General features: G+C 67.5%; 21 protein-coding genes. 14 read left to right on the top strand and 7 right to left on the bottom strand.

Annotated features, from left to right (window positions below):
• Nucleotides 1–20 precede the first annotated feature (20 nt).
• On the top strand, nucleotides 21–1,718 hold the full coding sequence (locus SACXIDRAFT_RS09345; RefSeq protein WP_006238305.1) for a DUF8728 domain-containing protein: 1,698 nt from the start codon (nucleotides 21–23) through the stop codon (nucleotides 1,716–1,718).
• 9 nt (nucleotides 1,719–1,727) lie between these two features.
• On the opposite strand, the gene SACXIDRAFT_RS09340 is transcribed toward SACXIDRAFT_RS09345, so the two are convergent.
• Nucleotides 1,728–2,543: a Cof-type HAD-IIB family hydrolase gene (locus SACXIDRAFT_RS09340; protein ID WP_006238304.1), complete on the bottom strand. Its 816-nt coding sequence runs from the start codon at nucleotides 2,541–2,543 to the stop codon at nucleotides 1,728–1,730.
• Nucleotides 2,544–2,623: 80 nt separating this feature from the next.
• On the opposite strand from SACXIDRAFT_RS09340, the gene SACXIDRAFT_RS09335 reads away from it, so the two are divergent.
• The 4 genes from SACXIDRAFT_RS09335 (at nucleotide 2,624) to SACXIDRAFT_RS09320 (ending at nucleotide 6,445) form a co-directional block, all read left to right on the top strand.
• On the top strand, nucleotides 2,624–3,502 hold the full coding sequence (locus tag SACXIDRAFT_RS09335) for an LLM class flavin-dependent oxidoreductase (RefSeq protein WP_006238303.1): 879 nt from the start codon (nucleotides 2,624–2,626) through the stop codon (nucleotides 3,500–3,502).
• A 237-nt stretch (nucleotides 3,503–3,739) separates the two neighbouring features.
• Nucleotides 3,740–4,963, top strand: coding sequence for a UDP-galactopyranose mutase (gene glf, locus SACXIDRAFT_RS09330; protein ID WP_198284310.1), 1,224 nt, complete (start codon nucleotides 3,740–3,742; stop codon nucleotides 4,961–4,963).
• Nucleotides 4,956–5,513 (top strand): phosphatase PAP2 family protein, encoded by a 558-nt coding sequence (locus tag SACXIDRAFT_RS09325; protein ID WP_006238301.1) that lies wholly within the window; start codon nucleotides 4,956–4,958, stop codon nucleotides 5,511–5,513. Before glf ends, SACXIDRAFT_RS09325 begins: the two co-directional genes overlap by 8 nt.
• 2 nt (nucleotides 5,514–5,515) lie before the next feature.
• On the top strand, nucleotides 5,516–6,445 hold the full coding sequence (locus tag SACXIDRAFT_RS09320; protein ID WP_006238300.1) for a decaprenyl-phosphate phosphoribosyltransferase: 930 nt from the start codon (nucleotides 5,516–5,518) through the stop codon (nucleotides 6,443–6,445).
• A gap of 5 nt (nucleotides 6,446–6,450) precedes the next feature.
• Here the strand turns inward: SACXIDRAFT_RS09320 and SACXIDRAFT_RS09315 are convergent, their stop codons facing one another.
• Nucleotides 6,451–9,273, bottom strand: coding sequence for an arabinosyltransferase domain-containing protein (locus tag SACXIDRAFT_RS09315; RefSeq protein ID WP_006238299.1), 2,823 nt, complete (start codon nucleotides 9,271–9,273; stop codon nucleotides 6,451–6,453).
• Nucleotides 9,274–9,275: 2 nt separating this feature from the next.
• On the opposite strand from SACXIDRAFT_RS09315, the gene SACXIDRAFT_RS09310 reads away from it, so the two are divergent.
• Entirely contained in the window at nucleotides 9,276–10,832 is a 1,557-nt protein-coding gene (locus tag SACXIDRAFT_RS09310; protein WP_006238298.1) for a glycosyltransferase family protein, read from the top strand.
• On the opposite strand, the gene SACXIDRAFT_RS09305 is transcribed toward SACXIDRAFT_RS09310, so the two are convergent.
• Together SACXIDRAFT_RS09305 and SACXIDRAFT_RS09300 are read right to left on the bottom strand one after the other, a co-directional pair.
• Entirely contained in the window at nucleotides 10,810–11,469 is a 660-nt protein-coding gene (locus SACXIDRAFT_RS09305; RefSeq protein WP_006238297.1) for a hypothetical protein, read from the bottom strand. The genes SACXIDRAFT_RS09310 and SACXIDRAFT_RS09305 overlap by 23 nt on opposite strands.
• The gene (locus tag SACXIDRAFT_RS09300; RefSeq protein ID WP_006238296.1) at nucleotides 11,469–12,164 is read right to left on the bottom strand and encodes a hypothetical protein; all 696 of its coding nucleotides are present in this window, start codon (nucleotides 12,162–12,164) and stop codon (nucleotides 11,469–11,471) included. Before SACXIDRAFT_RS09300 ends, SACXIDRAFT_RS09305 begins: the two co-directional genes overlap by 1 nt.
• Before the next feature lie 175 nt (nucleotides 12,165–12,339).
• On the opposite strand from SACXIDRAFT_RS09300, the gene SACXIDRAFT_RS09295 reads away from it, so the two are divergent.
• On the top strand, nucleotides 12,340–14,526 hold the full coding sequence (locus SACXIDRAFT_RS09295; protein ID WP_006238295.1) for a DUF8728 domain-containing protein: 2,187 nt from the start codon (nucleotides 12,340–12,342) through the stop codon (nucleotides 14,524–14,526).
• A gap of 114 nt (nucleotides 14,527–14,640) precedes the next feature.
• Here the strand turns inward: SACXIDRAFT_RS09295 and dprE2 are convergent, their stop codons facing one another.
• Both dprE2 and dprE1 read right to left on the bottom strand, forming a co-directional pair.
• Nucleotides 14,641–15,396, bottom strand: a complete 756-nt coding sequence (dprE2, locus tag SACXIDRAFT_RS09290; protein ID WP_006238294.1) for a decaprenylphospho-beta-D-erythro-pentofuranosid-2-ulose 2-reductase — start codon at nucleotides 15,394–15,396, stop codon at nucleotides 14,641–14,643.
• Entirely contained in the window at nucleotides 15,393–16,754 is a 1,362-nt protein-coding gene (dprE1, locus tag SACXIDRAFT_RS09285; RefSeq protein WP_006238293.1) for a decaprenylphosphoryl-beta-D-ribose oxidase, read from the bottom strand. The genes dprE2 and dprE1 overlap by 4 nt, the downstream gene beginning before the upstream one ends.
• A gap of 126 nt (nucleotides 16,755–16,880) precedes the next feature.
• Here dprE1 and SACXIDRAFT_RS09280 point away from each other — a divergent pair, with 126 nt between their 5' ends.
• Nucleotides 16,881–17,345 (top strand): GtrA family protein, encoded by a 465-nt coding sequence (locus SACXIDRAFT_RS09280; RefSeq protein ID WP_006238292.1) that lies wholly within the window; start codon nucleotides 16,881–16,883, stop codon nucleotides 17,343–17,345.
• A gap of 86 nt (nucleotides 17,346–17,431) precedes the next feature.
• Entirely contained in the window at nucleotides 17,432–19,378 is a 1,947-nt protein-coding gene (locus SACXIDRAFT_RS09275) for a glycosyltransferase (RefSeq protein WP_006238291.1), read from the top strand.
• A gap of 115 nt (nucleotides 19,379–19,493) precedes the next feature.
• On the opposite strand, the gene SACXIDRAFT_RS09270 is transcribed toward SACXIDRAFT_RS09275, so the two are convergent.
• Entirely contained in the window at nucleotides 19,494–19,736 is a 243-nt protein-coding gene (locus SACXIDRAFT_RS09270; protein WP_006238290.1) for a hypothetical protein, read from the bottom strand.
• 152 nt (nucleotides 19,737–19,888) lie between these two features.
• Between SACXIDRAFT_RS09270 and SACXIDRAFT_RS09265 the strand changes: the two genes are divergently transcribed.
• From SACXIDRAFT_RS09265 to SACXIDRAFT_RS22370, 5 genes are all read left to right on the top strand, one after another.
• Entirely contained in the window at nucleotides 19,889–20,665 is a 777-nt protein-coding gene (locus SACXIDRAFT_RS09265; protein ID WP_006238289.1) for an ESX secretion-associated protein EspG, read from the top strand.
• Nucleotides 20,666–20,785: 120 nt separating this feature from the next.
• Nucleotides 20,786–21,244, top strand: coding sequence for a hypothetical protein (locus tag SACXIDRAFT_RS09260; protein ID WP_006238288.1), 459 nt, complete (start codon nucleotides 20,786–20,788; stop codon nucleotides 21,242–21,244).
• 2 nt (nucleotides 21,245–21,246) lie between these two features.
• Nucleotides 21,247–21,831, top strand: a complete 585-nt coding sequence (locus SACXIDRAFT_RS22375) for a DUF3558 family protein (protein WP_083840092.1) — start codon at nucleotides 21,247–21,249, stop codon at nucleotides 21,829–21,831.
• A gap of 88 nt (nucleotides 21,832–21,919) precedes the next feature.
• Nucleotides 21,920–22,126 carry a hypothetical protein gene (locus SACXIDRAFT_RS23555; RefSeq protein WP_232285280.1) on the top strand — a complete coding sequence of 69 codons (207 nt, stop codon included), beginning with the start codon at nucleotides 21,920–21,922 and terminating at the stop codon, nucleotides 22,124–22,126.
• A gap of 202 nt (nucleotides 22,127–22,328) precedes the next feature.
• Nucleotides 22,329–22,970, top strand: coding sequence for a DUF3558 family protein (locus tag SACXIDRAFT_RS22370; protein WP_232285279.1), 642 nt, complete (start codon nucleotides 22,329–22,331; stop codon nucleotides 22,968–22,970).
• The last annotated feature ends 66 nt before the right edge of the window (nucleotides 22,971–23,036 follow it).

The following is a 23,036-nucleotide window of genomic DNA, read 5'->3' as shown; positions in this document are numbered from 1 at the left end:
GAGATCGGGTCGAGTGGGGTGTGGTGTTGACAGCGGTCACGGTCGGTGCGTGGCTCGTGCTGGCGGCGTTCGTGGTCACCTGGTGGCCGCGGATCAACGCCCGCCGGTCGTGGCGGTACGCCGCGCTGGGACTCACACTGCTGCTGTCGCTGTTCCACCAGCTTCTCTACTCGACCGTCGCCGGTGACGCCTACGTCACCTTCCGCTACGCGCGCAACGTCGCCGAGGGTTACGGGCCCGTCTACAACACCGGCGAGTACGTCGAGGGCTACGCCAACTTCCTGTGGATGATCCTCGTGGCACTGCCCGGCGCCGTGTTCGGCGACTCCGACGTCATCGTCGTGACCGCCGTCCTGCTGGGGATCGCGGCCACTCTCGGCAGTGTGCTGCTGGCCTACCGGCTCACGAACCGGATCGTGCGCATCGCCACCCCCGACGGTCCTGCTCTGCCCGGCCTCGGGGTGCTCGCGGCAGCGCTGACCGCCGCCGCGAGCACGCCTGCCGCGTACGGTGCTTCGGGCCTCGAAGCGCCACTGTTCGTGCTCCTCACGCTCACCTTCTGCCTCGCGATCACCTCGGGCAGGGCGGTGGTCGCGGGAGTCACGGTCGCACTGGCGGTCATGACCAGGCCGGAAGGGCTCGTGATGAGCGTGATCGGACTGGCGTGGTTCGTGGTGGAGGCGGCGCGCCGCAGACGCACGGCGTCGGCGGCCGTCGCGTACCTGGCGGGGGCGGCCGTGCTGCTCGTGCCGTGGACCGTGTGGCGGCTCACCGTCTACGACCACCTGCTGCCCAACCTCGTCCTGTCGCGCTGGAGAGGAAGCTGGTCAGGCCGTCTCGCGGCAGGCGGGGACTACGTCGCCGAGTTCACGCTCGCCTACCAGGCGTTCGTGGCGCTCGCCGTGGCCGCGATCGCTCTGCTGCTGACGCGTCGAAGGGTGTCGGCCGCCGTCGCGCGCGCCCGTTCCGTGGTGTGGTTGCTCGTCGTGCTCGCGGTGGGACACGTCCTCGCCGTCCTCGTGGCAGGCGGTGGCTGGATGCCCGTGTGGCGGCTGCTCGCTCCGGTGCCGGTGCTGCTCGCGGTCGTGGGTACGGCGGCGTACGGGCTCTTCGTCGTGACCAGCCCCGCGAACGACGCGGCCACAGCGGATCGGGGTGTTCCGCTCGTGCGCGGTCGCACCGTGCCCGTGGTCGCCACGGCACTCTGCGGCTTGTCACTGGTGGTGACCATGGTCCACCCAGGTGCCCTTCCCGCGATGCACGACCTGCGCACGGCGGCGGGCCAGCGCGCCGAGATCGGGAGATGGCTCGACGAGTCGCTTCCGGCGGGGACGGTGATCAGTACCCACAACACGGGTTCGATGGCGTACGAGGCGGGACCGTCCATCGTCGTGATCGACGTCTTCGGGCGAACGGACGAACACATCGCCAGGGAAGGCGAGCCGATGCGGGTCGAGGACAGCGGCGTGTACGCGGCAAGAGACTTCGACTACGTGGTCAACGAACGCGCACCCGCCGTCGCGGTCGAGGAATCGAGCTACACCAGGGTGCGGGAATGCGGCATCAACCCGGCCTACGCGGGGCTCTACGAGGTGGCGAGTTTCCGGCGCGCCGGAACGCCGTACTGGGTCTCGGTGTACGTGAGGCGGGTGCGCGCCGCCCACCTCATCGAACTTCTCGACGCGCACCCGGACTTCACGTACGTCTCTTGCCCGTGACGCCGGAGGTCAGAACCAGCGCTCCAGCACCTGCGCCACACCGTGTTCGGCGTTGGACGCGGTGATCTCGTCGGCTGCGTCGAGCACCCTCGGGTGGGCGTTGGCGACGGCGACACCGTGTCCTGCCCAGGTGAGCATCGGCAGGTCGTTGGGCATGTCGCCGAACGAGATCGTCTCGTCGGCGCCTGCGCCGAACCGCTGCGCGACGTCGGCGAGGCCGGTCGCCTTCGTGACTCCGGGTGAGGCGATCTCGATGAGCCCACCGGTGGAGGAGAACGTGATGTGGACGCTGTCACCCAGCACGCTGTGTGCTGCGGCCGCCATCTCGTCCGAGGTCATCTTCCGGTGGCTGACCAGCAGTTTCACCGCGGGATGGCCGAGCACCTCCGCGCGTGGGACCACGAAACCCTCACCGTCGCCCCACGGGTTGTGGTAGTCGGTTTCGATCACGAAGTTGTGCAGATCGTGCTCCACGGCCTTCGTACCGATGCGTTCGGCGGCCAGCCTGCATCCCGGCAGGGCGTGGTCAAGTGCCTGCGCCACGTCCATGAGCCGCAGTGGATCGAGCAGGCCGTGCACGTCCACGACGCGGTCGGCGCCGATGTCGTACAGCACGGCGCCGTTCGCGCACACGGCGTATCCGGTGAGTCCGGTGGTCTCGGCGACGGGCGGGATCCAGCGCGGCGGGCGTCCCGTCACGAGCACGACGGGCACGCCGTCGGCGACGGCGCGATTCACCACGTCGGCAGTGCGGGGCGCCACCTGCTCAAGCGGGGTGAGCAGGGTGCCGTCCACATCCGAGGCGATCAGGCGGGGCTTCTCCACGCCAACCAGTTTCCCAGATCATGCCCGCGCTGCGGGGTGTCGTCGTTCACCGCTAGCGTCGGGGCGTGCGCGTAGGCATTGTGATCCTTCCCGAGGACAGGTGGTGGGCCGCCGAGCCGAAGTGGCGGGCCGCCGAGGAGTACGGATTCGACCACGCCTGGACGTACGACCATCTCGGTTGGCGTTCGCTGGTCGATGGGCCGTGGTTCGGCGCGGTTCCCACGCTCGCCGCCGCGGCCATGGTGACCTCGACCATCAGACTGGGCACGTTCGTCGCCTCGCCGAACTTCCGGCACCCTGTTCCGTTCGCGAGAGAGGTCATCACGCTCGACGACCTCGCCGACGGCCGCCTCGTGCTCGGTGTCGGCGCGGGCGGGCAGGGCTACGACGCCTCGGTGCTCGGCGGGCCGGAGCTGTCGCCTGCGCAGCGGGCCGACCGCTACATCGAGTTCGTCGAGACGCTCGACGGGTTGCTGCGCACCGACAACTTCGACCGTTCCGGCACCTACTACTCGGCCAAGGGGGCGCGCAACCTTCCCGGTTGTGTGCAGAAACCGCGATCGCCCCTGCTGCTCGCGGCCGACGGCCCGAGGACCATGGCCTTCGCCGCCCGTGCGGGCGACGGCTGGATCACCACGGGCCGCCCCGAGGACGGCCAGACGCAGGACGACTGGTGGAACCGGGTCGGGGAGTTGTCCGGCCGGTTCGACGACGCTCTCGCCGAGGCGGGCCGCGAGCGGGTGGTGCGCTGCTTGAGCCTGGATTCCGCGCCGGTGTTCTCCCTGTCGAGCACGGAGGCGTTCGCGGACGCCGTCGGCAGGGCGGGGGAGCTGGGCTTCACGGACGTCGTGGTGCACTGGCCGCGCAGTGGCACGCCCTATCAGGGCAGGGAATCGGTGCTGGAGGAGGTCGCCGCGGATCTCCTGCCGACGATTCAGGGCCGGGACCAGACCACCTGATTCGTTCGAACGGGTGAATCACGCTCCGTGAGGAACCAGCGGGACCTGGGGGTGGTCCGATGCGGCGACAAGCGAACCCGGACAACCGGCGCCTGCCCGGGGGAACCGGGCACGGCAGGGGCACACCGGGCCTCGTGCGACGGGGTGTGAGCGGCGTGGAGCAGACCCACTTAACGGGGTTTTCATAACCACGGCCTCACCGCACGAGGGCCCGTGCGCGTCGGTAGCCTTTCGCTCGTGAGCGCGGACACGAACACCACAGACATCACAGACGGCGCATACACCGGTTTCGATTTGGTCGTCGTCGGCTCCGGCTTCTTCGGCCTCACCGTGGCCGAGCGCGCCGCGAGCCAGCTCGACAAGCGCGTGCTGGTCCTCGAGCGGCGCGACCACATCGGTGGCAACGCGTACTCGGAGGCCGAGCCCGAGACCGGCATCGAGGTGCACCGCTACGGCGCCCACCTCTTCCACACGTCGAACAAGCGGGTCTGGGACTACGTCAACCAGTTCACCGACTTCACCGGCTACCAGCACCGGGTGTTCGCGAAGTACCAGGGTCAGGTCTACACGTTCCCGATGAACCTGCACCTGATCAACCAGTTCTTCGGCAAGTCGCACTCGCCGGACGAGGCCCGTGAGCTGATCGCGGACCAGGCGAGCGAGATCGACACCAAGGATGCGAAGAACCTTGAGGAGAAGGCCGTCTCCCTCATCGGGCGCCCGCTGTACGAGGCGTTCGTGAAGGGTTACACGGCCAAGCAGTGGCAGACCGACCCGAAGGAGCTCTCGCCTTCGATCATCACGCGGCTGCCGGTGCGCTACAACTTCAACAACCGGTACTTCAACGACACCTACGAGGGTCTTCCCGTCGATGGCTACACCGCGTGGCTGGAGCGGATGGCCGACCACCCGAACATCGAGGTGCGCACGGGTGTCGATTACTTCGAGGTGCGCGACGAGATCCCGGAGGGGACGCCGACGGTCTACACCGGGCCGCTCGACCGGTACTTCGGCTACTCCGAGGGCAGGCTCGGCTGGCGCACGCTGGACTTCGAGCAGGAGGTCGTGCCGACCGGTGACTACCAGGGCACGGCTGTCATGAACTACAACGACGCCGACGTTCCGTACACCCGGATCCACGAGTTCCGGCACTTCCACCCGGAGCGGGAGTACCCGACCGACAAGACGGTCATCGTGCGGGAGTACTCGCGGTTCGCCGAGGACGACGACGAGCCGTACTACCCGATCAACACGCCCGAGAACAGGGACAAGCTGGAGCGCTACCGCGAGCTGGCGAAGAAGGAAGCCGCCGAGCGCAACGTCCTCTTCGGCGGTCGTCTCGGTACCTACAAGTACCTCGACATGCACATGGCCATCGGGTCGGCGCTCTCGGCGTTCGACAACAAGATCGCGCCGCATCTGACGGAGGGCGCTCCGCTCGACGGGTCGATCGATGCTTGAGAAGAGACCCGTCGAGAGGGCCGTGGAGGAGCAGCTTCCACGGCCCTCCGGGGAGCTGGCCGTTCTCGCCGGTGTGCAGCGGGCCATCGCACGCCCCGCGGTCGTGAAGGCGGCGCGCGGGCTCTCGCACTTCGGCGAGCACAGCGCGGGCTGGTTCGCGCTGGGGCTCGTCGGTGCGGCCGTGGACTCGCGGCGGCGCAGGGAGTGGCTCACAGCGGCGGCTGGAGCCGTCGGAGCGCATGCGGCGTCGATCGCGGTCAAGCGCGTGGTGCGGCGGCGCAGGCCGGAGCACCCGGCGATCACGGTGGGTGTCGGTACCCCCAGCAGGCTGAGCTTTCCGTCGTCGCATGCCACGTCCACCACGGCAGCCGCCGTGCTGTACTCGGGGCTGTTCGGGCGTAACCTCGTGCCCGCACTGGTGCCGCCGATGCTCGTCTCGCGTCTCGTGCTCGGTGTGCACTACCCGACCGACGTACTCGCAGGCGCTGCCCTCGGTGGTGCCGTCGGCGGCGTCGTGCGCCGCAGGATGACCTCACGGAAGCGGACCTGACGATGAGTGAGACGACCGAGCATGCCGACGTCGAGGGCGGTGCCTCCACCCGGAAGGGACCGATCCCGACCCTCTTCGGCGTGGTCCGGACAGCCCGGCCACGCCAGTGGGTGAAGAACGTTCTCGTCTTCGCGGCGCCGTTCACCGCAGGACAGATCACCAACGTGGACGTCCTCGTGGACGCCGCGGTGGCGTTCGTGGCGTTCTCGCTCGTCGCAAGCTCGGTCTATCTCGTCAACGACGCGGTGGACGTCGAGGCGGATCGCGCGCACCCGACCAAGCGCAACCGGCCGATCGCCGCCGGGATCGTGCCGATCCCCCTCGCGTACGCCGCCGCCGTGTTGTTCTTCGGCGCCGGTGTCGGCGTGAGCTTCCTCGCCGACTGGCGGCTGCTCATCGTGCTCGTCGTGTACGAGGCGGTGCAGCTCGGCTACTGCTTCGGGATGAAGCACCAGCCGGTGATCGACCTGGTCATCGTCGGGTCTGGTTTCCTCATGCGCCTCATCGCGGGCGGTGTGGCGACCGGTATCAGCCTTTCGCAGTGGTTCCTGCTGGTCACCGCGTTCGGCTCCCTGTTCATGGTGGCGGGGAAGCGGTACGCCGAGGTGATGCTCTTCGAGCGCACCGGGGCGAAGATCCGGTCGTCGCTCAAGAAGTACTCGGCCAGCTACCTGCGGTTCGTCTGGGCCACCTCAGCGGCGATACTGATCATGACGTATTGCCTGTGGGCCTTCGAACAGCAGCAGCGGGTTCCCGGCACCGTGTGGAGCGTCATCTCCATCGTGCCGTTCGTGGTGGCCGTGCTGCGGTACGCCGTTGACGTGGACGGCGGCAACGCGGGCGAACCGGAGGAGATCGCCCTGCGCGACCGCGTGCTCCAGGTGCTCGGCGCGAGCTGGGTCGTCACGCTGGCCTGCTCGTACTACCTCTGAAACGGTCACCTCGGTAGGCTTTCGAGCGGCGGTGCCACGTAGTCGAAGCGGAACACGCTGATCGGTTCCCTGAGCTTGTCGCCTCTGAGGTAGGTGGGCACGGCAACCAGCTCCGCGACGTCCAGCAGCGGCGCGTAGGGCCCGCCTGACTCGGGGGCGTAGGACATGCCGGTGAGCCACCGGCTGTCAGGGCCCGTAGCGAAGAGGTGCGTCACCGGCTGCGTCACGCCGTGTGCGACGGCGGCCGGTTGCCTGCACGGCAGGAAGAACGCGTTGACCCAGTCGAGCGCGACGGGTCGCGAGGCGGGAACGTACTCGGTGACCGGAACGACCTTCGGCAGCCGGGGCAGTCCCACCGCGAGCCAGCCGTCCCCTTCCCTTCGGTCCACGGCCACCACCCGCACTCGCTCGGCATCTCGTGGATCGAGCCTCGCTTCCCGCCAGGTCCCCTCGCCGACCCGGAGGCGCACCTCGCGGGAGACGGTGTCGCCACCGTCGCCGCCGCCGTCACGGGAGAACTGGACGGTCGCCGACACCGCACCGCGCCCCACGACGGGCACGACCAGCGGCGGCGAGCCGGGTGCACCCGCCCCGGCAGGCAGTGGAAACCACGGGCTCGTCCACGACGCCGCGTCCCCGCCGCTGCCCCACACCGGCGCGTCGTCCGTTCCGTAAGGGGCAGGGGGAGGCGTGTCGCCGGGGTAGCCCGCGTTGCGCTTGAAGCCGTGTCCCGAGCCCTCACCCTGCTCGGCAGGCAGGAGGCCCGCGCGGACATCGGGTTCCACGTCGAGCCAATCCTCGATACCGCAGCTTCCCGAGAACGACGCCAGTGTGGAACGCGCGACGCTGTAGGTGCCGGCTCTGGAATGCAGCGGGTAGGCCATCGACACCAGTTCGAGCACCACGGTGCCCACCGCGAGTGCGGGAAGGAGCCAGGCGGGGGACGGCAGCCGCCGCCACGCGCCGAGCAGTCCCGCGACGGCCAGCGCCAGCCCGCCGACGAGCACGACGCCGGCGAGGTCGATGCCGCCGACGTCCGGCTGCTCCCGCGACCACGGCACGCCGAGGTCGGCGACGAACCACCACCGCAGTGGCGCGTTCAGTGCGTAGGCCGCTGTCGCGGCGACGGCGACGACGAACAGCGAACGTTCCACGGGCCGCCGCAGCGCGCCCGACCGGACCGTGTGCACGACGGCGGCGAACAACACCGCAGCGATACCGCCGATGGCGCCGAAGTGATGGGTGTACTTGGTCGGGGTGAAGGCCAGCGCGACGAAGAACAGCAGCGCCACCAGCAGCGCCCGCAGCGTGGGCCTTCGCGCGAGCCCGGCTGCGCGGCGAGTGAGCAGCAGCAGCGCCAGGACGAGCATCGACAGCCACAGCAGCACGAGCGGCATCCGGCGGTTGAGCCCACCCTGCACGGGGCTGAGGAGGTCGGCGTAGCGCATCGGCTCGTCGGAAACCCCGAACGCGGGCCCGATCGCGGTCCGTACCTCCGTCGAGTACGCCACGGCGGCGAGCGATTGGTCGGCGAACATCACCAGCAACGGGGTCGCGCACGCGCCGAGTGCGACGGGCACCAGCACAGGTCCGTGCCGCCGCAGCAGCCGCCACAACCCGCCGGAGGCGGCGACGAACGGTGCGAGCGCCAGCACGCCGGTCGGCGTGACGGCGACGGTGAGCCCCGCCGCGAGGACGGCCACGGCGAGCGCGGTGAGGCTCCGCAGCGCGACGGCGCGTTCCACCAGGAGAAACACCACGACGGTCCCGATCATCACCCACGGCTCGGGGCGCAGGCCGACGCCGAACTGGACGTACCACAGCGCGAAGGCTCCTGCCGCGCCGAACCGCACCAGGGCGCCCGGACGCCGGGCCAGCCGGGGAAGCAGCAGGCGATCCACGAGCAGCCACCCGAGTAGTCCGAGAAGGACCGAGGGAAGGCGCAACCACCACACGGCGTCGCTTGCGTCGGCGAAACCCCGGTACAGCTCGTAGAACCAGCTGAACGGTGCCTCGGGAGCGTTGAACCAGCGGAAGTAGTTGCCGATGAAACCGCTGTCGCCCTCGGCTTTCAGCATGGTGACGATGTAGCCGTCGTCCACCGTCGGCGCACCGACGACGAGCCAGCCTGCCAGCGCACCGGCCACCACGGCGTCCGGCCACCTCGGCCGCCACCACCCCTGCGGCAGCAGCCGCACCCGCCGCGCGCGGGTGGATCGGTTTCGCGCCAGCAGGACGAACATCGCCGCCGCCGACACCAGCGCCACAGCGGCGAGCACACCCCGGATCGGGCCAGGAGTGCTTTCGAACCGCGTGTCCGGCACCACTGTCACGCGCAGATCGGTTTGGCTCGCCGCCTCGGTGAACATCCCCGACACCACAGGAGTGGTACCGGTGCGAGCCACCGGGTCGCCGTCAAGGGAGACGACAGTGCCGTGCGGACCGGAGGAGATGGACCACTCGCAGTCGCGGCCGACATCGGAGGTGAGGACCCGCTGACCTCCCACATCGACCGTGACGGCTCCGCTTTCGACGTGCACGGCGAGCCCGGCGCCCATGCGGTTCCCAACAGGCGTTTCACGGGTGGACGTGGTAGACAGCAGCAGGCCATCACTGATCGTGTTCGCATCACTACAACCGAAGGTGACGTCCAGCCGGTGGGGTTCGTACGGGAGGAGCGGCAGCACGCGCGAAACACCGTCGGTTACCCCCGCGTGCGGCCACTCGTACCTCGACGGCTGCGCGTCCACGGGTGCGAGCACGAACAGCCCGGCTGACACCGTGGCCAGCAGGGCACAGATCGTGATCAACCAAGTACGGAAGGTCACCGTTGGAGCGTAAAGAACGGATCATCGACCCCGCCCGGCGGGCCACCTGGGTGTTCGTGGCCGTGTCGGCGGTACTCGCGGCAGGCGTGTTCGTCACCGTCAAGGACAGCCTCATCGACGACGCCTACATCACGTTGTCCTACGCCAAGAACCTCGCCGTGAACGGTGAGTGGGGGCTCGTGCCAGGCATGCGGGCGAACTCGGCCACGTCGCCGTTGAACGTACTGCTGCTCGGCGCGCTGACCCTGCTGACGCGGGTGTCGGGTGCCGCCCACCCCGTCGTCGCGCTGGGCGCGCTGACCGTGCTGGCGACGGCCATGCTCGCGTGGGGCTGGGCGCGGCTCGCGAGGGCGTACCGGTTTCCGTGGCCGGTGGCGTTCCTCGGTGTCCTCGTCGTGCTGGCCAACCCGTTCGTGCTTTCCGCCATCGGCCTCGAGGTGCTGCTCATCCCCGCGGTCCTCGTGCTGCTCACCGTGTTCGCCGTCGAGGGACGTCCCGTTGCCTTCGGCGTCGCCGCCGCGCTCGCCGTGCTCACCCGCCTCGATCTGATCGTGTTCGTGCTGGCGGTGGCGTTGTGCTCGACCGCGATCCGGCAGCGCATCGGCAAGGCCGCGCTCACCGCCGCCGTTGTGGCCGCTCCCTGGTACGTGTTCAGCTGGGTGGTCCTCGGCTCCGCCGTGCCCGACACACTGGTCATCAAGCAGGAGCAGGAAGGACTCTTCGGCAAGTGGACCTACGCGACCGGCCCGGTGATGTACTACTTCGGCGAGGAGTTCGCCGTGCTGATGGCGTTCGCCCCCGCCGTCGTCGGGCTCGTCACCTGGTTCGCGCTGGTCGGGTTGCGGCTGGCCAGGCGCTGGACGCGGTTCCCCTCCGTCTCCGCGCTCGTCGGGCTCGGCGGCGGCGCCATCGCCTACTACCTGGTCTACACGGCGTTGGGCGTGGGTCCGTACCACTGGTACTACGTCGCGCCAACCACGGCGCTCGGCATGTTCGCGGTGGCGGCGCTGGGAGTGTGGCTGGTGAGGGCGAAGGAGGCCGCGACGCTGGTCGAGCGGACTCCGGTGGCCGCGCTCGGCCTCGTGGCGGTGTTCGTGGCCGGTGCCGTGGCCGTGGACACGACGAGGGGCGTTCCGTGGCGCTCGCCGGTGATTTTCGGTAACTGGGCGAGCGCGTCCGACTACGCACACGTGGGGCGGCAGCTCGGCGAGCGAGTGGGTGAGGCGACGGTTCTGTCACCCGGCGAGATCGGAACCCTCGCCTACCACTGCGAGTGCAGGATCGTGGACGTGTTCTCCGATCGGGGAAGGGCGGCGGAACTCGTCAGGGAACGCATCGCCGAAGCTGGGCCGGTCTCCTCCGCGCTGTTGCGGCTGAACTACCTCTTCTTCGACGAGAACGCCGAACCGGTGAAGACCGATCACAAGCTGCGTTACCGGAGGGGAGAAGGCAGCGGCGAGAACACCTGGCAGGTGTACTCCGACGCGCTGGGAGTGGGGCACTTCAAGCTCAGCGAGGCTCAGGAGAGTGCGCCGCTCACCCACAGTGCCACGCGGTGATCCGACGGTCCGGTGCGGGCAGCGACGCGCACTGCGCCTCCGCTCTCTCCCTCGCTCTGCGCACCTTCATCACGGCGTGGACGTCGCGCGTGTACAGCACGGAACCGTCGGTGAACCGGAACGCGATCACGGAGCGAGGGGGGACGCTGCGGCCGAGGAACGGCGCGTCGAGCGCGGCGAGCCTGCAAGCCTCCATCTCCTCGAACGTGGTCAGTACCTCCTGGCCGGGGGCGCCTGCGAGACAGTTCGCCGGGTACACGACCGCGATCCTGCGGTCGGTGACCACGACCCGAGCCTCGCCGTGGCTCACGGCGAGGTGGTCGGCCAGCTGTACGGCGATCCGGCCGTCGTGGTCCGCGACGGCCCAGTGCCCGAGCGTCGGGTCGTCGGTCCAGTCCTCGCCGGGCAGATCAGCCATCGGCAGCGGCCACCGGGGCGGCCCCAATCGGACCACGGGGAGCTGCTGCCTGCCTGGCACGTGAGGCGCGCGGCGGCGGCCACCGACGAGCGACCCGACGTGCGCACGCACCGGAGGGCAGCCGAGGAGCAGCCGTTCACCTTCGGCGAGCCAGTGCCTCGCCAGTTCGGTTTCGACGATCTCGTCGATCTGCGCCGCCTTCCTGGGGTCCTCCTCCATCAACGGCCTCCTCCGCTCAACGCGAGCATCCACTCGAAAACACCGACGTCATCGATGCCGAGCAACAGGTCGATCCCCGAGCTGTCCATGAACGAGAGGCGCAGACACGGCCGTGTCCGCATGCGGAGTCTGCGCCGCGACACGGTGATGTCGTCGATGTGACGGCGATCGACGGACGCGACGACCTCCATTGGGGGGCACGTGACGGGGACGTCGGAGACGTTGCCGCCGTACTTCCGTATGCGGTCGGTGACGAGATCGACGATGTCCCTGCCGAACTCGATGCTCCTGCGCAGCAGTGACCCCTGCCCGGCACAGTCGCGCTCCTTGACGTCGAGGACCAGCAGCCTCGACGAGGTCAGCGCCCAGGTGCGCCCCCTGCCTCGTCCCGTGGGAGGAACGTCGCGCAATGCCGTGCGGGCGAGGCCGTCCGCGCCGCCGAACACGACCACGTCCGGATTCCCGGCCTCGTCGTCCTCGACGTCAGCGGTCATCCTCTCCGCCACTGACACCGCGCCTCGGTCGAACGCGCCGCTCACCCGGAGTCCTGCCATCGCCGTGACCGGGCTCTGCTCGCCCGCATCGGCCGCGTCGTAGACGAACCGGTCGCCGCTCGCGGCCCAGAGAACCGTCTCGTCGGCCGAGATCACCTGCCGCGCTCGCGTGGCAGGACCGGGTGCATCGGAGAAGGCCATCAGACGGATTCCTCGCTGCCCACGACGCTCCTCTCGTGGTGCGTGCCTACTCTGCCTGCTCGGACGTGCGCGGTGAGTAATTGGTTCCGGGCGGGTGAGTGACTCTCGCCCCAGGTACATCAGGGGCCGCTGCGCTGGGTAGCTTACGAAGCGAAGCCCGACGAGACAGGCGGCCATGACTGCGGAGACGGACAGAGAGACCACCGAACACCGAGCAGGCGACGACGAACCCGGTGCCGACTCGGGGGTCAGAACCTCCACCGGCTCCGCGTCGCCGAAGCCGTCGCCACAGAGCGACAGTGTCGGGCGCGCACCCATACGCGACGAGCGAGGTGCCTGGCTCGTCGGAGCGCTCGCGCTGGTACTCGGCGGGGTGTTCGTCGCGGTGGACCTCGCGTTCAACCAGGGCAAGCTGATCGCGCCGATCGACGACGCCTACATCCACCTGCACTACGCAGCCCAGTTGGGTTCGGGGCATCCGTTCGAGTACAACACCGGCGATCCCGTCTCGACGGGCGCGAGCAGCCTCCTGTACGCCTTTGTGCTCGCCGTTGCCCACGCCGCCGGGCTCACCGGCACGGCTCTGCTGGCGTTCGCTGTGGCGTTCGGCGTCGGCTGCTTCGCTCTCACTGCCGTGCTCGTCGTCAAGCTGGGCGCCGCTCTCACAGGGCGGGTCGTCGGCGTCTGGGCCGGTGTGCTCACGGCCGTGAGCGGGCCGCTGCTGTGGGGTGCGGCCAGCGGCATGGAGGTCGGGCTCACCGCGGTGCTGGTCACCGGCTCCGTGCTGGCGTTCGTGCGTGAGTGGGGGGCGGCGTCGTTCAGGTGGACGCCCGCGCTCGCCGCGCTACTCGCCCTCGTCCGCCCCGAAGGTTTGTTCTTCGCCGCCATGCTGAGCGTGGCGATGGTGTGGACCGTCCGGCGCGTGCACGGCGTGCGGCTCGGCAGCATGGCACTGTCCTGCCTGCCGCTGCTGATCGGCGTGGTGCAGTACACCTTCTACCGGCTCGCCACGGGAACGTTCAGCGCCAACGGTGTGCAGTCGAAGTCCCACCTCTACGACCGGCCGATCTTCTACGCCGGTGAGTTCCTCGACAGGACCTTCGCCAACATCAGGGGCGTCGTCGATCACTTCAACGGTCTCAACAACACCGACTTCGTCTTCCCGCTCGCGCTGCTGTTCTTCCTCGGCGGCATCGGCTACCTGCTGGTGACCCGCCCGGAGTGGCGGGCACTGTGCGTCGCCGTCGTCGCGGGCTACGCGCTGGTCGTGCTGTCCGCCTCGACGCTGAGCACGGCGCTCGTCCACGAGTTGCGGTATTTCCAGCCGTTCCTGCCCCTGTTCCTGGTGTTCGCGGCCACCGGCGGCTACGCACTCACCCGCCTGGTTCCCCGCGAGCGCGAGCGCAGGGCGACCCTGCACGCGGTGCTGCTGGTGATGGTGCTGTTCACCGTGGTGGCCACTCCGACGTGGGCGGTCCGCCTCGGACGGCAGGCGGCCACCATCCGCGACACCGACGTGTCGGTTGGCGCGTGGATCAGCGGCAATCTCCCTCCCCGCGCCGTCGTGGGGGTCAAGGACGTCGGAGCCATCGCCTACTTCGGGAAGCGTCGGGTGGTGGACACCATCGGCCTCGCCACCAACGGGCTCGCCGAGGCCAGCAACAACGGCACCGGCAGCCTCTACGAGGCCATGAGGGCGTTGCCGGAAGGGCAGCGGCCCACCCACTTCGCCGTGTACGAACCGTGGCCGGGCACGGCCATGCAACCGTTCGTGGACACGGGCGTGTTCGCCTCACCGCCCATGATCACTTTCCCTGTGCGGACGCCACCCGACCTGAACAATCAGCGCATCGTGCCGTTCACCGACCAGCGCGTGTACCGCGCGGATTGGACCCTCGCAGGCAGCGGTGACAGCGCGCCGGTCGAGGGCACCGTCAGGGACTACCTCAACGTGGGCTCGCTGCACAGCGAGCAGCGGCACGCCTACGAGGTGAACTCCCCGCAGCCGGGTTGGCAGCCGTACACGGTGCTGCGGCGGCAGGGCGATGTCCTCGACAGCGGGCGCACCGTCATCGGAGGGGAGAGCTTCACGGCGGGTGGTCTCACACCGGGACAGCCGGTGCGGATCGCGACGCGGGTGCTGTCGGCCGAGGAGAACCGCGAGGTGCGAGTGCGGATCGACGGCAGGGACGCGGGGGTGTGGCGGCTGCCCGCCTCTCCCGGTGTGTGGGAGACCGCCGAGTTCACCGTGCCCGCCGACCTCGTGTCGTCTCCGGACGTCACCGTGGAGTTGGAGCCGACGAGGCCGCTGCTGTCGCCGTATCCGGAGTACACGTCGTTCGGGTACTGGTTCGTGCAGTGACACCCGCGCCGCCGACACGGAGTGTCCGCACTTCCTGCACCCGTGTCCGCAGTTCTCGTACGGGTGTCTGCACTTCCTGCACGGGTGTCCCCAGTCTGAGGGCTTGGGGTCCGGTCAGATCGGCAGCTTGCGGAAGATCGGTCGCGGCACGTGGCGCAACACCGACATGACAAGCCGGAAAGCGCCCGGCGCCCACACCAGGTCCTTGCCTTCGCCGACGGCCTTCACGGCGATGTCGGCCACCTGCTGGGCGGTCTGCTCCAGCGGAGCCTTGCCGAGGCCCTCGGTCATCTTCGTGCGGACCTGACCGGGCCGGACCACCGTCACCGTCACGCCGTGCGGTCGCAGCGCCTCACCGAGTCCGAGGTAGAAGCCGTCGAACCCGGCCTTGGTGGAGCCGTAGACGAAGTTCGAGCGGCGAACGCGCTCACCGGCCACGGACGACAACGCGATCACCTTGCCGTGCCCCTGCACGCGCAGCCTGGCCGCCAGCGGCACGCCGACCGACACGGCGGCGGTGTAGTTCACCGTGGCCAGGCGCACGGCGGTGGTGTGGTCCTGCCACGCCTGCTCCGGGTCGCCGAGCAGCCCGAACGCCACCACGGTCACGTCGATGTCGCCGTCGGCGAACGCCTGGTCGAGCACGGCGGGGTGCGAGTCGGTGTCGGCGGCGTCGAAGTCGATGCTCGTGACGTCGGCCCCCGCGGCCTTGAGCCGCTCGGCGGCCTCGTCACGTCGCTGTGACGGCCGGGCCGCCAGCACGACCCGCAGCGGGCGGGCGGACAGGTACTTCTCCGCGATCGCGAGTGCGATGTCCGACGTGCCGCCGAGCAGCAGCAGCGACTGGGGGTTGCCCACGGCGTCGATCACAGTTCGAGCCTCCTGGCCATGTCGGAGATGAAGATGCGGTCGGGGTCAACGGCGTCCCGGATCTTGCGCCACTCCTCCAGCCGCGGGTACATGCGGTGGAAGGTCTCGGCCGTGGTGCGGGAGTCCTTGGCCGTGTAGAGGCGGCCACCCGCGGCCAGCACCTCGACGTCGAGCTGGTCGCAGAACTCGGCGAGGCCCCGCTTCACCGGAAAGTCCACGCTCAGCATCCACCCCGGCGACGGCCACGACAGCGGGGCGGGGTTCGCCTCACCCATCCGTTTGACGACGTTGAGGAAGGAGTAGTGCCCCGACTGCGCGATGCGGCGGCACAGGTCCCTCAGCGCGTCCTCGCGCCCGAACGGCACCGAGAACTGGTACTGGAGGAAACCACGGGTTCCGTAGGCGCGGTTCCACTCACCCAGCATGTCGAGCGGGTGGTAGAACTGCGTCAGGTTCTGGATCTTTCCCCGTGCGCCCTTCTTAGGCACCGTTCGTTGCCACAACGCGTTGATGGCCCCGAACGTCAGCTTGTTGCCGAGCCCGTTCGGGAAGAGGTCGGGCAGCGTCATCAGCACGGGCGCGTCGAACTTCAGCGGGTCGGCCTTCAGCTTCTCGGGAAGCTGGTCCACGGTGGCCAGTGAGCCACGCGAGAACGTCGCCCTGCCCAGCTTGCCGTCCCGTGAGATCAGGTCGGGCACGGCCATCGAGTAGTCGTAGTCGAGGTCGGAGCCGTTGGTGAACAGCTCCAGCGTCTCGTCGAGGTCCGCCGTGCGGTCGGCGTCCACCACGAAGTACGCCGTCTCGGTCTTCTTCATGCGGATGATGGCCCTGACCACGATGCCGGTGAGCCCGATGCCGCCGACGGTGGCCCAGAACAGGTCCTGCTCCGGGCCCTCCGGGGTCAGCGTGCGCACCGAACCGTCGGCCGTGAGCAGGTCCATCGACACGACGTGGTTGCCGAAGCTGCCCGCGCTGTGGTGGTTCTTGCCGTGGATGTCGTTGGCGATCGCACCGCCGATCGTCACCTGGCGGGTGCCAGGCAGCACCGGCACCCACAACCCGTACGGCAAGGCGGCGCGCATCAGCGCGTCGAGACTCACACCCGCGTCCACCTCGACGAGTGCGGTGTTCGGATCGATCGAGTGGATGCGGCCGAGAGCCGTCATGTCGATCACGAGGCCACCCGCGTTCTGAGCCGGGTCGCCGTAGGAGCGGCCGAGACCTCTGGCGATCACGCCGCGCTCTCCAGCCTCGCTGACGGCGCGGGCGATGACGTCCACATCGGGCGTGCTCAGGACATCGGCCGTGGTCGGCGCCGTGCGGCCCCATCCGGTCAGTGTTCGCCGTTCGGTGCTCACCCGGACCAGAGTAGCGCCGCCGTGATGCCTAGACTCGGACGGGACGACTCAGGTCGCGCGGACACGAAGCTTTCGCGAAGAACCCCGGCTGCCCGCCGCGACCTCACACTGCCGACGAGGTAATGCATGGTGGCAACGAGTTCGCAGGATTCGCAGGCGAGCGGGACGCAGAACGGCGCGCCGAGGGCGGCATCGCCGGGCCTGCTGGCCCAGATCTCGCGATTCGTGCTCATCGGCGGCTTCTGCGCTCTCGTGGACTTCGGCCTCTACTGGCTGTTGCTCCAGGCAGGACTGTGGGTGCACCTTGCCAAGGCGTTGAGTTTCGTCGCAGGCACCACCACGGCGTATTTCCTTAACAGACGCTTTACGTTTACCGCGGCACAAAAGGGTGGAGCCGGGCAGCTCGGCGGATTCATGCTGCTCTACACAGTGACGTTCTTCGTCAATGTGGGTACGAACGCACTGGCCCTGCACCTGTTGCCGGACCTGCGGTGGCAGGTGGCGATCGCGTGGATCGTCGCGCAGGGCACCGCGACCACCATCAATTTCATCATGCTCAAGTGGGTTGTCTTCAGGGAACCGCGTGCGTGACGGGCAGGCGTCGGGATCATTCGATCGGCCTGTACCTTACTTGGCGACTCCCGCGTGATTGCTTTTATTTGGAGGACTGAGGTCTCATGCCCGGTAAAGCGGCACCGGCCACCGCACCAGAGCAGGCCAAAACCGGCAAAACCGCCGCGAGCAAGGCCACGAGCACAGAGAAGGCCCTGTTCTCCGAGCACGCAGGCAGCGGCACACTGCTCGCGCAGCGGGGCCTGTTCGCCGGTCCGTCCGAGGTGGTGAGCAAGGACCTCTACTCGGAGATCGTCGAAGGCGTTGCCACGCGGCAGCGGCACAGTGTCTCTCTCGAACCGTCGGCGCGGGTCTCCGGCAACACGTACTTCGGCCGGTTCCCCGCCAGCTACTGGCAGCGCTGGACCACGGCGAAGAACGTCTCCGTCGAGGCCGACGTGACCGGGTCGGGCAGGCTCGCGGTTCGAGCCTCCGACATGGAGGGTGAGTCGAGGACGATCGCCGTTCGCGAGGTGAGCGGCGCGGACAATGAGCACGTGGTGCTCGAAGCCCCGCTGGACAAGTTCCTCGACGGCGGCGCACTGTGGCTGGACCTGGAAAGCGAGGGGCAGCAGCTCACGGTGTCGGACGTGCGCTGGACCGTGGATTCGCCTGAGAAGATCCGGCCCACCGCGGTCACCATCTGCACGATGAACCGCGCGGACGACTGCCTGAAGAACTTGTACGCGCTGGCCGACTCGCTGCCCGCGCTCGACACCCTCGACGCCATCTACGTCGCCGACCAGGGCACCGACACCGTCGATTCTCGTGAGGGCTTCGCAGAGGTCGCCGAGCGTCTCGGCGACAAACTGCACTACATCAAGCAGCCGAACCTCGGCGGCGCGGGCGGTTTCACCCGTGGTCTGTACGAGGTGGCGGGTCACACCGAGACCGAGCACGCGAACGTGCTGTTCATGGACGACGACGTGCTCCTCGAACCGGACCTGATCATCCGGTTGACGGCGTTCTCCAACAGGGCGGCCAGCCCGATGATCGTCGGTGGGCAGATGCTCAACCTGCTGCACCCCAACCAGCTCCACGTCGGCGCCGAGTACGCCCGCCTCAACACGCTGGAGCCGGGTCAGCCGGTGCCGCACAGCCTCACGACGGCCGACCTGCTCGACGTCGATCCCGAAAGCGGCAAGCCGAACCGCCAGGAGCGCAGGCTCGACGCGGGCTACAACGGCTGGTGGTCCTGTCTGATCCCGTACGAGGTGGTCAAGGCCATCGGCTATCCGCTGCCGTTCTTCTTCCAGTGGGACGACGCCGAGTACAGCTACCGGGCCAGGGCGCACGGCTTCCCGACCGTGACGCTGCCCGGCGCGGGTGTGTGGCACGCGGACTTCCACTGGAAGGACTGGGACGAGTGGCACCGGTACTTCAACCTGCGTAACTCGATCATCACGGCCGCGCTGCACAGCCCGTTCGACCTGAACCTGCTCTCGCGTGTCCTGATGGCGCAGCTCGTGCGCTACCTGCTGGGTATGCAGTACGGCCTTTCCGCGACCCTGATCACCGCGGTGGAGGACTTCCTGAAGGGGCCGGAGGTGCTGCACGACGGTGGTGTGGCCGCGATGAAGCGCATCAGGGAGATCCGGGCGCAGTACCCGGAGACCAAGCGTTACGCGCCCACCGAGGTGCCCGGCATCGCGTCGAACGACATCGGCATCATCAACACAGCGCCGAGGCCGAGCATGCAGCGGTTGGTGCTGCTCAAGAGGATCATCTACCGGCTCCTCGGCAAGCACCGTTTCGAGCTCGGTGCCATCCCGAGCGATGAGGCGCACTGGTGGCACGTGTCGCAGTTCGAGACGGCGATCGTCACCGACGCCTCGCAGGAGGGTGTGCGCGTGCGCCGCTACGACCGGCAGCGCATGTTCGAACTCGCCAAGCAGGGCGTGCAGGTGATCAACCGCCTGCGTAAGGAAGGCAAGCTCGTGCAGGAGGAGTACAAGCGCGCCATGCCGAGGCTCACCAGCAGGGAGAACTGGAAGCGCCTCTACCGGCTCTGATACGCGACCGTCGGCGGGGCCGTGGGTGGAGACACCCCCGGCCCCGTCGGCGTGTCCGGTCAGTGTTTGTTGAAGACGGCGGTGACGCGGTGTGTGGCACCGCCGCCCCGGCGCGTCAGCGCAGCCCGAAGACTTTGCCCTGACGTTGCAGGTCGTCGATGTAGGCGGCGGCCACGTGTGCGAAGTTGACGATCACGGCTCTGTCCTCTGCGGTGTGGACGGTCTCGACGGCGCCGTGTTCCAGGTGCAGGTGAAGCTGTGTGCGCAACTCGGGCACGTCGTCGGCGCGCAGGGTGAAGACGAGCGGGTCGCCGCCGCTCACGAGGTGGAGGACGAGCGCGGGTTTCTGTTCGGCCATGCGTCAAGACCAGCAGTTCAGGGCGGTGGCCGCAATGGGGTTCGCTGAGGGCGAGACAAACACCGCTACCCATTTGGGTGAACGTCTGAGGTGGGGGCGGCTGACTGCTACCGTGCCTGTGCGGTACGTCTTTTTCAGTGGGGGAGCTGAGAATGGTGCAGTCGTTCTCGTTGTCGTTGGCCGCGGTTGACATTCTTTTCGAGCAGTTGAACCTGGGGCACGCGCCGTTTCCGTTCGAGGTGCCGCATCTGGGCACCACACACACGGAGCGCGCGCAGATCAGGGACGCGGTGTTCCGCGACCTCGAAGGACGTGGCCTGAGGAGAAGGGACAGGCTCGATCCGGATGTGGAAGCGGCGCTGGTGACGATCGCGCGTGGGCGGGTGGCCCTGACGGCGGCGGCGAAGCTGGGCGGTGGGGAGAAGCTGTTCGCCCGCTCAGCGTGTGACGGGCAGTTCGCGGTGCTCGCGAAGCGGGACAGCAACCACCTCGTGTTCACGATCCTGCGCGTCGAGGGGCTCGTCCCCGAGATCGTCAATCTCATCCCGGCGGCCCGCCCCGCGCCGGGAACGTCGGTCACCGTGGCGAAGCCGAAGCCGAGGGACCCACGTAGGAGGGAACCCGACTCCTACGATCCTTTCGCCGACGTGTCGGCGCCCGCGTCGCGGTTGTCCGTGCAGGAGCGTGCGGTGCAGCGCATGTTCGAGAGGCCGACGGGGCGAATGGGCCAGTTCACGGCGTTCGCGCAAAGCCGAAGAGGCGGGCACCGTCATCTCGACCCCGTGGTGTGGTTCGACACCGAGGACGGTCGCATCTTCAGCACCAGTCGCAAAGCCGAGGACGGCCAGACGTGGCTGACGTACGCGCCCGCGGACAACGCGCGCATCGCACAGCAGCTCTCGGCGCAGATCCAGCCCTTCCTCCAGTAGCCGCCGACGCTCGCGGAGCCGAGGAATGGGTAGAACTGCCTGTCTTGGGTGAAACGGCCGTAAGGCACGATGGGTGACCGCTAGACTGCGCGCGGTCGTTGTTACGAAGGGGGTAACGGGATGCCGGTCTGGGAGGACGAGCCCGCGAAGAGCGGCAGCGTGGGTGGCGCTGCCGCCGCGATGGCCGCCAGCTTCAACACGAAGGACGTCAGCGCGATGGCGTCCGGAGCCAAGGAAATGCTCAAGTCGGCGAAGTCCGGCGGCTTCCGGGTGAGCGAGGAAGCGGCGAAGCCGATCCGAGAGGTACTCCAAAAGCACGTCGAAGAGGTCGAGCGAATGGCGCACGACTTCTCTCTCTTGGCGTTGGCACCACCTGCTCTGGGCCATCACGACTATGGCAAGCGAGTGGCTGAATTCCAACTACGTGCCACTGCGGTTGACCCTAACTCGCCAGCCGAGGTGCTCAAGAAGTTGCGGCAAGTCCTGGTCGATGCGGACAAAGCCCTCGAGATCGCAGTCCAGAAGTATCAGGAAGCGGAAGATGCCGCAGCTTCGTCGGTCAAGTCTAGGCAGGTTTGAGCATGAGGACGTGTAGGTGTGGACGGTCGAGGGTGCTACTCACTCTCGCGCTGGCCGCAGCGACTGTGGCGGGATGCGAACAAGCGGAAGTCGGCACCGCCTATCCCGAGACAGAAAATTCCCACTCTGCGCAGTTGAGTGAGCAGATTTCGTCGAGTAGCGCACCACCGATCTCGGTAGAGCCCTGTTCGTTGCTTGCCGAAAGCCAAATTGATCAATACGGTGAATTCAGCGGACCGGAAAAGCGATCGTATCAAGGATACTCTGTATGTTCTTGGGCTGTTCAAAAAGACTCCGCTTCCGATGTCGAGGCGCCGCTCGTTGATCTAGTCTTTCGTCATGATCTCGGGCTAGAAGAAGTTATCGATCTTGGCGATGGTCTGCAGGCTGGCCAAACGGACGATTCTGGTCGCGAACTGATAAAAACATCAGGTATAGAACCGGTCACCAATACTCGAAGTTGCCTCATCGCAATGAAGATATCTGATGATTCGCGTCTCGACGTGACTGTGGGGCGAACCGAGGATTCCTGTGAGCTTGCTGGGAAGGTTGTTGAAATGGTTGATTCGAAGCTTCCTCGGAGTTGAGAACCGCCTGTTTTGGACGGAACGGCCTGACAGCATCATGTTCGGACGTTAGCCTGCGCGCGGTCGTTGTTACGAAGGGGGTAACGGGATGCCAGTCTGGGAAGACGAGCCCACGAAGAGCGGCAGCGTGGGTGGCGCTGCCGCCGCGATAGCCGCGAGCTTCAACACGAAGGACGTCAGCGCGATGGCGTCCGGAGCCAAGGAAATGCTCAAGTCGGCGAAGTCCGGTGGCTTTCGGGTGAGCGAGGAAGCGGCGAAGCCGATTCGGGAGGTGCTCAAGGATTACGTCGAATAAGTCGAAGCCATGGCACAGAGGTTTCGGCAACTCGCCCAGAGGGACCTGGCTTTAGGGGAGCACGATTATGGGAGACGAATGGCCGCATTCCAGCGGCGTTCCGCCACGATGGATCCCAACTCTCCAGCTGAAGTCCTCGCGAAATTGCTCGACGTATTGATCAATGCCGACAAAGCTTTGGGGATAGCAGTTCAAAAGTATCGTGAGCGGAACATTCTGCAGTTTCTTCGATCGAATCCGGGCAGGTCTGATTATGAGGGCTGATGGTTTCAGGCTACCTTGTGTGGTGTTCAGCTCGGTCCTCGCTGCGGTGATTGTGGCAGGATGCAGCCCAACAGAGACTGGTTCTACTGGTGCCACAACCGGGGGCAGTAAGTCGATACCGACTTCTCGGAGCGACTCCAGTATCGTTCGTGACGAGCTTGATGTCCCCGTCGATCCCTGCTCTTTACTCAACGAAGAACAAATCTCAAAGTATGGAGAGTTTATCGGGCCGAAGGATAGCTTCCTGAAGGGCGATCCTGTTTGTTCCTGGAGGGTTCCGAAGGAAACTGCGTCTGATTCGGATGCGCCACTGGTCGATCTAATATATCTGGACGACTTGGGAACCGGTGATGTCGTAGATCTAGGTGACGGGTTGACGTCGGGGACGACCGAGGCTACTGGACGTGAGCTGGTGAAGACATCTGGTGTCAACCCGGTAACGGGAACACCGGATTGCCTTGTTTCGATGAGAGTAAGCGACAGAGCACGGCTTGACGTAATGGTCGGTTTCACCTCAGATCCTTGTGAGCTTGCTGGGAAGATCGTTGAAATGGTTGATTCAAAGCTTCCTCGGAGTTGAGTAGAACTGCCTGTTTTGGGCGAAACGGATTGGCGGCTCGGTGGGTGGCCGTTAGACTGTGATCGG

Source organism: Saccharomonospora xinjiangensis XJ-54 (assembly GCF_000258175.1).
Lineage (GTDB): Bacteria > Actinomycetota > Actinomycetes > Mycobacteriales > Pseudonocardiaceae > Saccharomonospora > Saccharomonospora xinjiangensis.
Note: the sequence above shows the minus strand (reverse complement) of the source record. Positions and strands in the feature narration are given on the sequence as shown.

Coding starts and splice junctions, on each gene's coding strand:
- SACXIDRAFT_RS09325 (WP_006238301.1), top strand. CDS start 4,956: ATGCTTGAGAAGAGACCCGTCGAGAGGGCCGTGGAGGAGCAGCTTCCA.
- SACXIDRAFT_RS09320 (WP_006238300.1), top strand. CDS start 5,516: ATGAGTGAGACGACCGAGCATGCCGACGTCGAGGGCGGTGCCTCCACC.
- SACXIDRAFT_RS09305 (WP_006238297.1), bottom strand. CDS start 11,469: ATGGAGGAGGACCCCAGGAAGGCGGCGCAGATCGACGAGATCGTCGAA.
- SACXIDRAFT_RS09300 (WP_006238296.1), bottom strand. CDS start 12,164: ATGGCCTTCTCCGATGCACCCGGTCCTGCCACGCGAGCGCGGCAGGTG.
- SACXIDRAFT_RS09295 (WP_006238295.1), top strand. CDS start 12,340: ATGACTGCGGAGACGGACAGAGAGACCACCGAACACCGAGCAGGCGAC.
- SACXIDRAFT_RS09280 (WP_006238292.1), top strand. CDS start 16,881: ATGGTGGCAACGAGTTCGCAGGATTCGCAGGCGAGCGGGACGCAGAAC.
- SACXIDRAFT_RS09275 (WP_006238291.1), top strand. CDS start 17,432: ATGCCCGGTAAAGCGGCACCGGCCACCGCACCAGAGCAGGCCAAAACC.
- SACXIDRAFT_RS09270 (WP_006238290.1), bottom strand. CDS start 19,736: ATGGCCGAACAGAAACCCGCGCTCGTCCTCCACCTCGTGAGCGGCGGC.
- SACXIDRAFT_RS09265 (WP_006238289.1), top strand. CDS start 19,889: ATGGTGCAGTCGTTCTCGTTGTCGTTGGCCGCGGTTGACATTCTTTTC.
- SACXIDRAFT_RS09260 (WP_006238288.1), top strand. CDS start 20,786: ATGCCGGTCTGGGAGGACGAGCCCGCGAAGAGCGGCAGCGTGGGTGGC.
- SACXIDRAFT_RS22375 (WP_083840092.1), top strand. CDS start 21,247: ATGAGGACGTGTAGGTGTGGACGGTCGAGGGTGCTACTCACTCTCGCG.
- SACXIDRAFT_RS23555 (WP_232285280.1), top strand. CDS start 21,920: ATGCCAGTCTGGGAAGACGAGCCCACGAAGAGCGGCAGCGTGGGTGGC.